General features: G+C 52.7%; 14 protein-coding genes. 10 read left to right on the top strand and 4 right to left on the bottom strand.

The window, feature by feature from the left end; genetic code table 11:
- Positions 1 to 5: 5 nt before the first annotated feature.
- A complete protein-coding gene (gene def, locus ACJJIE_RS17100) occupies positions 6 to 512 on the bottom strand; it encodes a peptide deformylase (RefSeq protein WP_282930542.1) in 507 nt (168 codons plus the stop codon).
- A gap of 183 nt (positions 513 to 695) precedes the next feature.
- On the opposite strand from def, the gene ACJJIE_RS17105 reads away from it, so the two are divergent.
- The 9 genes from ACJJIE_RS17105 to ACJJIE_RS17145 all read left to right on the top strand — a co-directional run bounded on the left by ACJJIE_RS17105 (position 696) and on the right by ACJJIE_RS17145 (position 8,094).
- Positions 696 to 1,766: a LysM peptidoglycan-binding domain-containing protein gene (locus ACJJIE_RS17105; protein ID WP_444892446.1), complete on the top strand. Its 1,071-nt coding sequence runs from the start codon at positions 696 to 698 to the stop codon at positions 1,764 to 1,766.
- 78 nt (positions 1,767 to 1,844) lie between these two features.
- The gene (dprA, locus tag ACJJIE_RS17110) at positions 1,845 to 3,011 is read left to right on the top strand and encodes a DNA-processing protein DprA (protein WP_444892447.1); all 1,167 of its coding nucleotides are present in this window, start codon (positions 1,845 to 1,847) and stop codon (positions 3,009 to 3,011) included.
- A 128-nt stretch (positions 3,012 to 3,139) separates the two neighbouring features.
- Positions 3,140 to 4,573, top strand: coding sequence for a catalase (locus ACJJIE_RS17115; RefSeq protein WP_444892448.1), 1,434 nt, complete (start codon positions 3,140 to 3,142; stop codon positions 4,571 to 4,573).
- 151 nt (positions 4,574 to 4,724) lie between these two features.
- Positions 4,725 to 4,850, top strand: coding sequence for a hypothetical protein (locus ACJJIE_RS17120; protein WP_444892449.1), 126 nt, complete (start codon positions 4,725 to 4,727; stop codon positions 4,848 to 4,850).
- A 16-nt stretch (positions 4,851 to 4,866) separates the two neighbouring features.
- Positions 4,867 to 5,433: an L-threonylcarbamoyladenylate synthase type 1 TsaC gene (gene tsaC / locus ACJJIE_RS17125; protein WP_444892450.1), complete on the top strand. Its 567-nt coding sequence runs from the start codon at positions 4,867 to 4,869 to the stop codon at positions 5,431 to 5,433.
- Between the two features lie 28 nt (positions 5,434 to 5,461).
- Positions 5,462 to 6,367: an oxygen-dependent coproporphyrinogen oxidase gene (gene hemF, locus ACJJIE_RS17130; RefSeq protein WP_444892451.1), complete on the top strand. Its 906-nt coding sequence runs from the start codon at positions 5,462 to 5,464 to the stop codon at positions 6,365 to 6,367.
- Between the two features lie 30 nt (positions 6,368 to 6,397).
- Positions 6,398 to 6,847 (top strand): DUF6841 family protein, encoded by a 450-nt coding sequence (locus ACJJIE_RS17135; protein ID WP_444892452.1) that lies wholly within the window; start codon positions 6,398 to 6,400, stop codon positions 6,845 to 6,847.
- The gene (aroE, locus tag ACJJIE_RS17140; protein ID WP_444892453.1) at positions 6,844 to 7,677 is read left to right on the top strand and encodes a shikimate dehydrogenase; all 834 of its coding nucleotides are present in this window, start codon (positions 6,844 to 6,846) and stop codon (positions 7,675 to 7,677) included. Before ACJJIE_RS17135 ends, aroE begins: the two co-directional genes overlap by 4 nt.
- A 15-nt stretch (positions 7,678 to 7,692) precedes the next feature.
- Complete coding sequence (locus ACJJIE_RS17145) at positions 7,693 to 8,094, top strand: hypothetical protein (RefSeq protein WP_282930533.1); 402 nt, start codon at positions 7,693 to 7,695, stop codon at positions 8,092 to 8,094.
- A 32-nt stretch (positions 8,095 to 8,126) separates the two neighbouring features.
- Here the strand turns inward: ACJJIE_RS17145 and ACJJIE_RS17150 are convergent, their stop codons facing one another.
- From ACJJIE_RS17150 to ACJJIE_RS17160, 3 genes are all read right to left on the bottom strand, one after another.
- Positions 8,127 to 8,645, bottom strand: a complete 519-nt coding sequence (locus tag ACJJIE_RS17150; RefSeq protein WP_413663903.1) for a carboxymuconolactone decarboxylase family protein — start codon at positions 8,643 to 8,645, stop codon at positions 8,127 to 8,129.
- 85 nt (positions 8,646 to 8,730) lie between these two features.
- Positions 8,731 to 9,645, bottom strand: a complete 915-nt coding sequence (locus ACJJIE_RS17155) for a LysR family transcriptional regulator (protein WP_444892454.1) — start codon at positions 9,643 to 9,645, stop codon at positions 8,731 to 8,733.
- A 19-nt stretch (positions 9,646 to 9,664) separates the two neighbouring features.
- The gene (locus ACJJIE_RS17160; RefSeq protein WP_444892455.1) at positions 9,665 to 10,219 is read right to left on the bottom strand and encodes a gamma carbonic anhydrase family protein; all 555 of its coding nucleotides are present in this window, start codon (positions 10,217 to 10,219) and stop codon (positions 9,665 to 9,667) included.
- A gap of 65 nt (positions 10,220 to 10,284) precedes the next feature.
- On the opposite strand from ACJJIE_RS17160, the gene ACJJIE_RS17165 reads away from it, so the two are divergent.
- Positions 10,285 to 12,333, top strand: a complete 2,049-nt coding sequence (locus ACJJIE_RS17165) for a M3 family metallopeptidase (RefSeq protein ID WP_444892456.1) — start codon at positions 10,285 to 10,287, stop codon at positions 12,331 to 12,333.
- The last annotated feature ends 28 nt before the right edge of the window (positions 12,334 to 12,361 follow it).

The following is a 12,361-nucleotide window of genomic DNA, read 5'->3' on the forward strand; positions in this document are numbered from 1 at the left end:
GCAGATCAGGCGCGGCGGCGCTGGGATTTTTCCAGCTTGGAGCGGATGCGGTTGCGCTTCAGTGGCGAGACGTAATCCACGAACAGCTTGCCGTCCAAATGATCGACTTCATGTTGGATACAGACCGCCAGCAATCCCTCGGCCTCCAGGGCAAAAGGTTCGCCATTGCGGTCCAGGGCTTTAACACGCACTTTGCGCGGGCGTTCTACCGTTTCGTAGAAACCGGGAACTGACAGGCAGCCCTCGTCGTACTGGTGGATCTCCGGGTCCAGCACTTCGATCTCGGGGTTGATAAACCCGAGCGGTTCATTGCCGTCTTCAGAGATATCCACCACCACAATGCGCTCCTGCACATTGACTTGGATGGCGGCGAGGCCGATGCCGGGCGCGGCGTACATGGTTTCAAACATGTCGTCGAGCAATTGGCGGTGGGCGTCGGTCACTTCAGCGACGGGTTTAGCGACCTCGCGCAGGCGCGGATCGGGAAATTCCAGTATCTCGAGTTTAGCCATAACACCTGTGACAAACTTCTAGTATTCGTTGAACGTGCGCTGATAACATTATGATCGCGCTCAAAATTTACCGAGTGGACCCCTGTTTTTGCTGGCGCTATGCGCCCGGGTCCGGTCTCGCTCCCTTCACGGGAGTGGCCCGGCGCTGAGAATTATAGCGATAAAGAGCATAGGAATGCTTCCATGAAAAAAATTATCCTGGCCGCGATCTCGATGTTAGCGGTTGCCCTTGGTGTCGAAGCACAGGATCAGGTTCGCCTGAACCCCAGTTACCCCGACGCTTATGTGGTGCAAAAGGGCGATACGCTCTGGGATATTTCCAGTCAGTTTCTGGTGCAACCCTGGTACTGGCCGGAGATTTGGCAAGTGAACCCACAGGTGGAAAACCCCCACCTGATTTATCCAGGAGATAGCCTGCGCCTTGTTTATATAGACGGCCAACCACAGCTACAGCTGCAACGCGGCCCCCGGGCGTATCAACTGTCGCCGGGGGTTGATGGCAACCGCCTGTCGCCCTCGATCCGCCGCCAGGCAGTTGAGGATGCAATTCCGGCGATTCCGCTGGATGCAATTAATGCTTTCTTATCCCGTACCCGTATTGTCGAGCCCGGTGCTTTTGAAGGTACCCCTTACATTGTTTCCGGCTCCGATGACCATATTCTGATGGGAGCGGGTGATACCATCTATGCGCGCGGTGATTTTGGTGCTCCACTGCCGTCTTATGGTATTTATCGCCCCGGCCCCGTTTACTCCGACCCTGTTTCGGGTGAAGTCCTCGGGCGACAAGCCCTTGGCGTAGGTTCTGTCGACTTGCTCCAACTGGACCCGGACAACAATCCTGACTTTTCTGTTGCGACTATGGGCGTACGCAGCACTGCCCGTGAGGTTCGCCTCGATGACCGGTTGATGCCGGTGGAGGAGCGCTCAATTGAAGCCCTGTTTCATCCCAGTGCGCCCACTATCGCTATCGATAGCCTGATTGTAGGGGTTGATGAAGGGGTTACCCAAATTGGTAAATTTGATGTCGTAATCCTCAATATTGGTGAACGGGAAGGATTACTGCCGGGCAATGTCCTGGCGATATACAAAGCGGGTTCAACGGTACGCGATCGTATTACCGGTGATGTGGTTAAGCTTCCCGATACCCGCGCTGGTGAGTTAATGGTGTTCCGCACCTTTGAAAAAATGAGCCTAGCCCTGGTACTGGACGCTCGTCGCCCGCTGGCAGTGATGGATATGGTGCGCAACCCCTAAGCGATCCCAGAAAATCTCGCGGCAGGTGTTGCTGTTTGCCCTGCCGCACAACTATCAAAACAGAAAATGGTAAGTTGCATGGATGCATTGACCGCTACTATGGCGTTGCTGCGTCTCGAGGGAATTGGCCCGGCTCGCTACTGGCAATTACTGGAGCACTTTGCCACTGCCGAAGAGGCTCTCCAGCAGTTTCCTCAACCTCTTCTGCAAAAATTATCACCGCGGGCCCAAATCCAGTGGCGGGAATTTACCAGCCGATCTGCCGCCAGTGAGCTCGCTGATTGGGTTGAGCGTGAGCTGGCCCGCTGTGCAGACCTGGGGGTACAGCTAGTTTGTCACAGCGATCCCGATTATCCCGCCCTGTTATCTGAGACCTCACGCCCCCCGCCTGTGCTCTATATCCGTGGTGAAAGAAGCGCTCTGAAGCTGCCTCAGGTAGCGATGGTGGGTGCCCGTCGGGCCACTGTGGCAGGTTTGGATAATGCTCGGGCCTTCGCCGCAGAATTGGCGGGTTCCGGATTTGCTATTACTTCCGGGCTGGCCCTGGGCGTGGATGCCGCAGCTCATCGGGGGGCGCTACAGGCTGCGGGCATTACGATCGCTATTTTGGGTAGTGGCGTTGACCGCATTTATCCCAAACACAATCGCCCCCTGGCGGAGGATATTCTCGCTGCAGGCGGCGCCCTGGTCAGCGAATTGCCTCTTGGCAGCAGTGCTGAGGCGAAGAATTTTCCTCGGAGGAACCGGATTATCAGTGGCCTTTCAATGGGGGTATTACTGGTAGAGGCAGCGATGCGCTCAGGTTCTCTGATTACGGCGCGTTTGGCGCTGGAGCAGAATCGAGAGGTTTTTGCGATCCCAGGTTCTATTCACAACCCAATGGCCAGGGGTTGCCACCACCTGATTAAAGAAGGTGCGACACTGGTTGAAACCAGCGCAGATGTAGCTAGCCAGCTTGGCGGTTTACTGGCAGACCCCACACCTACTGATCTCCCCCCCGCTAAACCGCTGCCAGAGCTTCAGCAACAAGTCATCAGGGCGCTTGCCGGTGGGCCTCGAAGTATCGAACTTTTATCGCGGGATACCGGAATTGAGCCGGGTGATTTAATGGCTGTATTGATGGAATTGGAGTTAGAGGGCTTGGTCGAGCAACTCACAGGGTCTTACCAGCTAACTCTGAAGGGAAGCCGCTACACGGACGGGAGGGTACTGGCTAAAACCCCTGAGGAGTTAGTGAGTCCCTAAAGGTCTTAGAAGGAAGTTATAAAATTATTCAGTCAGAAACATCTTGGTTGTTGGTGTAGCCGCCGATCAATTCGCGCAGTTCTATGGCAGCGTTAATACTCAGTGGATTCCAAAACTGGAGTCTGATTATGGCGGATAAACCCAAACTCACCACTGATGCCGGCGCTCCGGTTCCCGATAACCAAAACAGTCTTACAGCGGGGCCAGATGGCCCCCTGTTGATTCAGGACTATCAGCTTATTGAAAAACTGGCTCACCAAAATCGTGAGCGTATACCCGAGCGGGCGGTACATGCCAAAGGTTGGGGCGCCTATGGGATTTTGAGGGTTACCGGTGATATCTCAAACTACACCTGTGCCCGGGTGCTGCAGCCGGGGGCAGAGACCCCACTGTTGGCCCGTTTTTCAACCGTGGCCGGTGAATTGGGTGCAGCTGATGCGGAACGGGATGTGCGTGGTTTTGCACTGAAGTTTTATACGGAGGAGGGCAATTGGGATTTGGTCGGCAACAATACGCCAGTCTTTTTTGTACGAGACCCCTACAAATTTCCGGACTTTATCCACACACAAAAACGGCATCCACGCACTCACTTGCGCTCCCCCACAGCCATGTGGGATTTCTGGTCGTTGAGTCCCGAGAGTCTTCACCAAGTGACCATACTATTCTCCGATCGTGGTTTGCCCATATCTCCATTGCATATGAACGGTTATGGCTCCCATACCTTCTCCCTGTGGAACCACAGTGGAGAGCGCTTCTGGGTCAAATTTCATTTTAAGACTCAGCAGGGACATAGGTACTTCACCAATACGGAAGCTGAAGCTGTGATTGGACGTTCGAGGGAGAGTTACCAGGAGGCGATGTACAGCGCGATAGAAAATGGGGAATGTCCGAAGTGGACATTCCAAATTCAGGTCATGCCCGAGGCAGACCTTGGCAAAACAAGCTACAACCCCTTTGACCTCACCAAGGTTTGGCCCCACGGTGATTACCCACCTATCGAGGTGGGAACCATGGAGTTGAATCGCAACCCGCAAGACTACTTTACAGAAATTGAGCAGGCAGCTTTCTCTCCATCCAATATCGTACCGGGTATCAGTTTCTCACCGGATAAGATGCTGCAGGCGCGTATATTCTCTTATGCCGATGCACATCGTCACCGCTTGGGAACTCACTATGAGAGACTTCCAGTGAATGCACCGCGTTGTCCTGTCCATAATTATTATCGGGATGGTGAAATGAATAGTACGGGTATTCGCAGTGGCAATCCGGATGCCTTTTATGAGCCCAATAGTTTTTCTGGGCCAGAGGAGGACCCAAAAGCGAAAGAACCCCCGTTACCAATATCTGGTGCGGCAGATAGATATGACCACCGCAAAGGCAATGATGATTACAGTCAGGTTCGAGCGCTCTTTGACTTGTTCGACGATGAACAAAAACAGCGCTTATATAAGAATATTGCAGAAGCGATGGCGGGTGTACCGGATGAAATAATTCAGCGACAATTGGCTGAGTTCCACAAAGTACATCCCAGCTATGCGTCAGGGGTAAAAATGGCGCTTTGAAGAGCGGATTCCTGGCCGCTTTTATATAAATTGCCACAGCCTTTGTCTGAAATAGAAAGCTGGGCTGAGCAAGGCGGTTACAACTTGTGCACAGTTGGGCAATCCGCTAGATTGCCTCGGTTCACCTCGCTTGACATTAAGGCGAGCCGAAATGAGAAAGCCTTTTGTAGCGATCCTGACGGGTTTTGACTTCGATGTGCCTGTAGTGGAAGTTGCCTTTGGTGTCCGTTCCATATTCCCTTGCAGCAAGATTTGCAGCAGCGTAGAGATGAAGTAAAACCGGCATTAATAAGATGAAGTACTCACCACTTTCCGTAAAACAGGCTGCCCGCGCCCTGGCAGCGGGTGGTGTTATTGCCCATCCCACTGAATCTGTTTGGGGCTTGGCTTGCGATCCCAATAACCTGTTGGCTGTTAGGCGCCTGTTACAACTCAAGCATCGTCCGCTTGAAAAGGGTTTGATCCTGGTCTCCGGTGATAGAACACATTTTGCCCCCCTCCTCAGCGATCTCAGTGATGGACAAAAGGAACAGTTGGATCGCAGCTGGCCGGGCCCGGTTACCTGGCTTGTACCCCATCGGGACCTGATTCCCTCCTGGGTCTGTGGGGTGCATAAATCTGTAGCCCTGCGCTGCACCGATCATCCGTTTACCGCTGCGTTAACACGCGCCTTTGGCGGTGCTATCGTATCCACTTCAGCAAACCCGGCCGGGTCTCAACCCGCCCGCAATAAATACCAGGTACTGCGCTATTTCGGCCGCGATCTCGACTTTGTCGGTGGCGGCTCAACCGGTGGTCGCAGCGCCCCCAGTGAAATACGCGATCTGCAAAGTGGCCGCGTACTGAGGGCGGGTGCTTAATTTCAAAACAGTGACGTAGTTTTCGCCTATGAGTGATATCGATACCAAGGAAGTAAAGGCCTATCTCCTCGGCCTACAAGACCGCATTTGTAATGCCCTGAGTGAAGAAGACGGCCAACCATTTCGCGAAGATAATTGGGAAAGGCCCGGTGGCGGTGGTGGTCGAACCCGGGTACTGGAAGAGGGCAACCTGATTGAAAAGGGGGGCGTGAACTTTTCCCATGTCTATGGGGATGGACTTCCACCCTCGGCTACGGCAAATCGCCCGGAACTGGCCGGCTGTTCTTTTGAGGCGATGGGCGTCTCTCTCGTAATTCACCCGCGCAACCCCTACATGCCCACTAGCCATGCAAACGTGCGTCTATTTGTGGCTAAAAAGCCTGGAGCTGAGCCCATCTGGTGGTTTGGTGGTGGCTATGACCTTACCCCGTATTACGGCTATCACGAGGATGTCGTACATTGGCACCAAACAGCCAAGCAGGCCTGTGAGCCTTTTGGCAGTGAGATCTATCCCCGCTTTAAGCAGTGGTGTGATAAATACTTTTACCTGAAGCATCGGGATGAAGCACGGGGAGTTGGCGGGCTCTTTTTTGATGATTTTAATGAAGGCGGCTACGACAACGCTTTTGCGCTTATGCGCGCAGTTGGCGATAGTTATCTGGAGGCCTATTTGCCAATCGTGCAGAAGCGCAAAGAGACTCCTTACGGTGAGCGTGAGCGTGAATTTCAGCTCTATCGTCGCGGGCGCTACGTGGAATTCAATTTGGTATTTGACCGTGGCACCCTGTTCGGCTTGCAAAGTGGCGGGCGAACTGAGTCCATACTGATGTCCCTGCCTTCGTTGGTGAGCTGGAAATACGACTGGCAACCGGAGCCGGGCTCTGAGGAAGAAAAACTCTACACCGATTTTCTGCCGCACAGAGACTGGGTATAGGCAGCCAATTTGTCACAATGGAGATTTGCTGTGCACCCATCGCGATTGGAAGGCATTAATTCCCTGTTTCTCGATTACAGGCGGCATTTTGAAACGGGAGATGTGGAACAGATAGCTGATTTTTATCGCTTCCCTCTGCATTACTATCGGGAGGATGGCGTAAAGCTCGCTGTGGCGAGGGATGAGTTTATCCAGCAAGTGGTTAAATTGCTCAACGCTTACCGCCGGCTGGGAGTCTGTCAGATTCTTGGCACTGTCACCGAGGTGATAGAGTTAAACGAATACAGCACCCTTGCGAGCTTGCGTTGGACCCTGCTTCATTCACTGGGGGAGGAAAAGGCGGTAGAGCTGTATAGTTCCCACACCCGCTATTTGGTTGCTGAAGCTGCCGACGGCCTCAAAATAGATGGCCTGATAATTGTCGATGAAAGTGCCAAAATTCGAGAGGCGGTCAGAGCGCGTAAGAGGGCGGGGTCATGAGTGACCGCTACGCAGTAGTGGGCAATCCCATAAAACACTCTCTCTCACCGGAGATACACAGCGCTTTTGCGGCACAAACGGGAGAGGGGGTTGAGTACAGTAAGCAGCTTGCTCCCCTGGATGGCTTTAGCGGCTTCGTACGGGCTTTCTTTGCTGGGGGTGGTTGTGGCCTCAATGTGACGGTGCCCTTTAAACTACAGGCCTTCGAACTGGCAGATACCCTGACTGAACGGGGAGCTTCCGCTGGCGCAGTTAACACTCTGGCTCTAGCGAAAAACGGGAAGATTCTCGGCGATAACACCGACGGGGCTGGCTTGGTATTTGATATTAACAGCAACTTGGGTTGGGAAATCAGGGATAGAAAAGTTCTCTTGCTTGGTGCCGGTGGTGCTGCTCGGGGAGCACTGCTTCCAATTCTGGCAAAGCAACCCGCGCATTTGCATATTGCCAACCGCACCGCAGAAAAGGCGGTGCAGCTTGCGGCAGAATTTTCCCAGTTGGGAGAGTTGAGCGGTGGTGGCCTGGAGGAGTTGAGAGGCTGCTACGACCTGATTATCAATGCGAGTTCTGCAAGCCTAGGCGGTGTGCTACCTCCATTGCCTGAAGGTTGCGTTGCGAGTCATGGCAAAGCATACGACATGATGTATGGAGCTAAGCCAACGCCTTTTACACAATGGGCCCGTGGGCAGGGGGCAGAGACTGCTGACGGTCTAGGCATGTTGGTAGAGCAGGCCGCTGAATCATTTTTGCTGTGGCGGAATATTCGTCCAGAAACAGCGCCAGTCATGGCTAAGCTGCGCCGGGACCTCAACCAGACAACCGATAATTAAAAGAGAGAAAGCGTTGTGCGTGATATTGTGCGAAATCTGTCGATTTGTTTTGCTGTGGGGTGTTTCGGTGGGCTTTGCTATGCCGTGGGGCTATGGGCGATGGGGCGGTATGGTTTCACTCAGTTTCTAGGGGTAGATTTGGCGCCATCCCTGAGCAATGCCTACCTGTACCAGCGCGTAGTTTGGGGTGGAGTTTTCGGGTTGCTGTTTTTGTTGCCTTTGCGCAACGCCTGGTTAATACGGGGCTTCCTCTTATCCCTGGTGCCGGCAGGGTTGATGCTGTTGTATCTTCTGCCGCAGAGAGGTTATGACTACGGTGCTCTGGTACTGGGACAAATGACGCCCCTGGTTATCGTTTTGGCTTGTGCCATTGGCGGCATAGGTGCATCGGCACTGCTGCGTCTACAGGGTAAATAGTGAGGAGGCCTTGGTTGCCAAGGCCTGCCACATCACTGTTTAAATTCGATCTCAACCAAGCTGCAGCTTTGGGTATATCCCATAGCCCGCTTGATCGTGGGGAAGACTGACGCTGTAGCGACGCTGACCCCCAGCTCGATTCTCTGCCGGTTATCCAGTTGTGCACCTATCCGTTCGTTGAGAACAGGGTCGATTGTTTTGTAGCTGGCCACGGCTGTTGCAAAATCAAAAATGTCCTGCAAGTTCTCAGGCAGGCCGCTGCCGCCTTGGATACAAGCTTTCACCAAGTGGGGTTCAACACCAGCCTCTAAGGCCATACGCACATTCAGTTGCAGGCACATGCCGCAATCAGCTACTTGCATTGCCGCTATCTTACTCACCCAAAAAACATCAATAGGTAAAAACTCCCTGTGCATGGATAAGGGCTGAAAATTTCTAAATTTTTCAAAGCCTTCAGGAGAGCCCTGAAGAAACTCGCGCAAGTAGTCCATGTCATAGCGGTATTTTTGGGAGAAGGCCTCCATTTCCTGGAGATATTGCTGTTTGGACATAGTTTGGCTCCTAATCAAGTCGGATTGAGTCACAGACCATCGGCCTACAACGCCAAGTCTTATGTAAAAGCCTGATAGGTAAAAATTAGTTTCTATCGGATATTTCGATAGGTGGGCTGTAAAAGTTACCGTAGAGTCGCCGGGCCTCTCGGGCGAACCATTGCGCAGCTAAGCCTTGTGGCGTCTGCTTGGACCAGAGCAGATCCACACCGAGGCTCCAGGTATTGAGAGAACCGGTTAAGTTGAGCTCAACCAACCTGCCGCTTTTTAAAAAGGGTCGGGCCAGTTCGTAGGGCGCATTGACCCACCCAACCCCCTTACATGCCAGATCCAGGGCCTGTAGCAGAGAATCACTTCGCCAAGTCTGTGCAGAGAGCTGCCAACGGTACCTTTGGGATTCTGGTGCTGTGGTGATCTGTCGGTGCTGGGCCGCTTCATTCAATGAGGATTGTTTTTTCTGGGCCAGGGGATGTTCCGGACAGGCCAGGCTAAGTACCCGCTGTTGTCCCAGGTTACTGGTATCCAGCGAGCTGGGATAGGAATCCCTGGAGGTGACAAAGGCAAAATCGGCTTCACCCTGTGTCACCTGCTGGACCGCTTCCTTCCCAGTAACACTGCCGAGCTGAAGCTCAGTATGCGGGAAGCGCTCGCTGAAAGTTACCAGCATATCGTTGAGTCGATCCGGCATTACCAGCTCTTCAAATAATATATTGAGCTGGGGCTCTTCTCCCCGCTGGAAGGAATTTGCCGCCTGTTGGAAGCGCTGCAACTGCCCCAACGATTGACGTGCTAATGGCAGTAATGCCAAAGCGGCGTCGGTGGGTTGGGGATATTTCCCTTCGCGGTTAAAGAGAGTCAGCCCCAGGTCGAGTTCAAGATTTTGAATCAAGCTGCTTACAGAAGACTGAGCCCGGCCCACTTCGCGAGCAACCGCCGAAAAAGATCCGACTTCACAGGAGCGCACAAAAATATGCAGCTGGTCCATATTCAGGTTAAGCATAGCGGGGAGCCGGCTGTCACTATGGTTGCTGTTTAAGGAGATACTGATCTTTCAGTTTCACGTAGTTTTCAGCGGAATACTTAAAGAAAGCCTTTTCCTTGTCAGACAGGGGGCGCGCCTTTTTGCAGGGGGCGCCTACATAGAGATAACCACTCTCCAGGGTTTTACCGGGCGGAACCAGTGCTCCGGCTGCCAGTACGACATCGTCCTCAATAATGGCTCCGTCGAGAACAATAGATCCGATACCAATTAAGATCCGGTTGCCGATGGTACAACCGTGCAGGCAGGCTTTATGACCGATAGTGACATCTTCGCCAATAGTCAGCGGCCAACCGTCGGCGTTGAATGGTCCCGCATGGGTGATATGGAGAACAGCCCCATCCTGTACACTGGTTCGCGCGCCGATTCGGATCTTATGCATATCACCGCGCACAACGGCCATGGGCCATACGGAGCAATCATCCCCCAGGGTAACGTCACCAATGACTGCGGATTGCGGATCGATATATACGCTGTCGCCAAGTTCTGGAAACTTTTCGCCGTGGGAATCATCGTGGCTGCGCAGTGGGGACATAAATAAGCTCCTGTACAATGAATCCTCTATCATAGCTTTATCCTAATTCGAGCACAGAGTCTTATATGTCCAATCCACTGTTGAATATCCCGCTGCTGCCGCCTTTTGATAATCTCGAGCCCGAGCAGGTGGAACCCGCCATCGCCGAACTGATTAAAACGTGTGAGCAAACCCTTCAACAGGGATTGGAGACCCCCAGCTGGGATAATACGCTGGTGCCTCTGGAGCAGGCGGAAGACCAGCTAAATCGAGCCTTCTCCCCAGTCAGTCACCTGAATAGCGTTCTAAGTGGCCCCTGGCGGGCGCCCTATGAGGCCGCTTTAGCCAAAGTGACGGCTTACTGGACAAAGCAGGGGCAAAATCGCGAACTTTACGACCTGTATCTCCAATTAATGCAGTCGCCCGAGTTTGTAAACTGGCCACAGGCACGCAAGAAGTCTTTGGAGCTGGGAGTCAGAGACTTTGAACTCGGTGGTGTAGGCCTTGAAGGAGAGGCCCGTGAAAAGTTTGCCGTTAACAGTCAGCGTTTGGCGGAGTTATCCAGCCAATTTGCCAACAATGTCCTCGATGCAACCAATGCCTGGACCTGGCATACGAATGATGAAGCTCAGCTTCAGGGGCTTCCTCAAACTGCTCTCGCCGCTGCACGGAATGCAGCTGAGGCAAAAGGCCTGGATGGGTGGCTGATTACCTTAGAGGGGCCCAGCTTTCTCGCTGTTATGACCCACGCTGAAAATAGATCTCTGCGTCGGGATGTCCATTTGGCTTTTGTTAGTCGCGCATCCGAAGTTGGTCCCCAGGCAGGTGAATACGATAACTCCGAAGTGATGGAGGCAATTCTCGCATTGCGCGCTGAACAGGCCAGTTTACTGGGAATGAACAGCTATGCGGAGTTGTCATTGGCCAGCAAAATGGCTCCAAATACAGAGCGGGTTTTGGAATTTCTACAGGATCTGGCAGAACGAGCCAGGCCAGCTGCCCAACGAGAAATGGCTGAGCTGAAAGCGTTTGCTGCAGACCAACTCAGTATTGAAGAGTTGCAACCATGGGATGTGGCCTGGGCCGCAGAAAAGCTCAAACAGCAGCGATACGCCATCAGCCAAGAGGAATTGAGGCCCTATTTCCCTTACGCCAAAGTCGTTGACGGCCTCTTTACTGTGGTGGATAAATTATTCGGAATCACAGTTGAAGAAGATACCAGCGTTGCTACTTGGCATGCCGACGTGCAGTTCTTTTGGCTGCTGAGAGATGGCGAAAAGATAGCTGGTTTCTATTTGGATGTGTTCGCGCGTGAGAAAAAGCGTGGCGGGGCCTGGATGGATACAGTAAGTAGTCGTCGCCACACGCTCAACGGACTCCAGTTGCCTATTGCTTATCTGGTATGTAATTTCAGTCCGGCTGCAGGTGATATCCCCTCACTTTTAACCCACACGGAAGTAACCACTTTATTCCATGAATTCGGCCATGGCCTCCACCATATGCTGACACAGATTGATGTGGCAGCAGTTTCTGGTATTAATGGTGTTGCTTGGGATGCGGTGGAAATGCCCAGCCAATTTCTGGAAAATTGGTGTTGGCAACCCCAGGCTATTTCCATAATTTCTGCACATTTCGAAACTGGAGAGGCCCTTCCCGAAGCTTTACTGAATAAAATGCTGGCAGCGAAAAATTTCCAGTCTGCCATGTTTACAGTACGCCAGTTGGAGTTCGCACTTTTTGATTTTCGCCTCCATGCCAGCGAAGAGGCATTGACCGCCGATAAAGTTCAGGTTTTACTGGATCAGGTACGAGCAGAGGTTGCTGTTGTGCCTATCGCCGCAGAAAACCGCTTCCAAAATGCTTTTAGCCATATTTTTGCTGGTGGTTATGCCGCAGGATATTACAGCTATAAATGGGCAGAAGTGCTTTCGGCAGATGCTTTTTCTCTATTTGAGGAAGATGGTATCTTTAATAGAGAGACGGGAAATAAATTTCTGCACAGTATTTTGGAACAGGGTGGTAGCCGTGATGCGCTGGAGCTGTTTGTTCAATTCCGTGGACGAGAGCCGCAAATTGATGCCCTATTGCGTCACTCTGGTATCGAGCAGCAAGAGCTGAATATCAGTCCTGTGTAACGGATAAGTCAATCATGAAATATTGAGT

The sequence above is a fragment of the Microbulbifer maximicatervae (SeqCode) genome, from assembly GCF_052467325.1.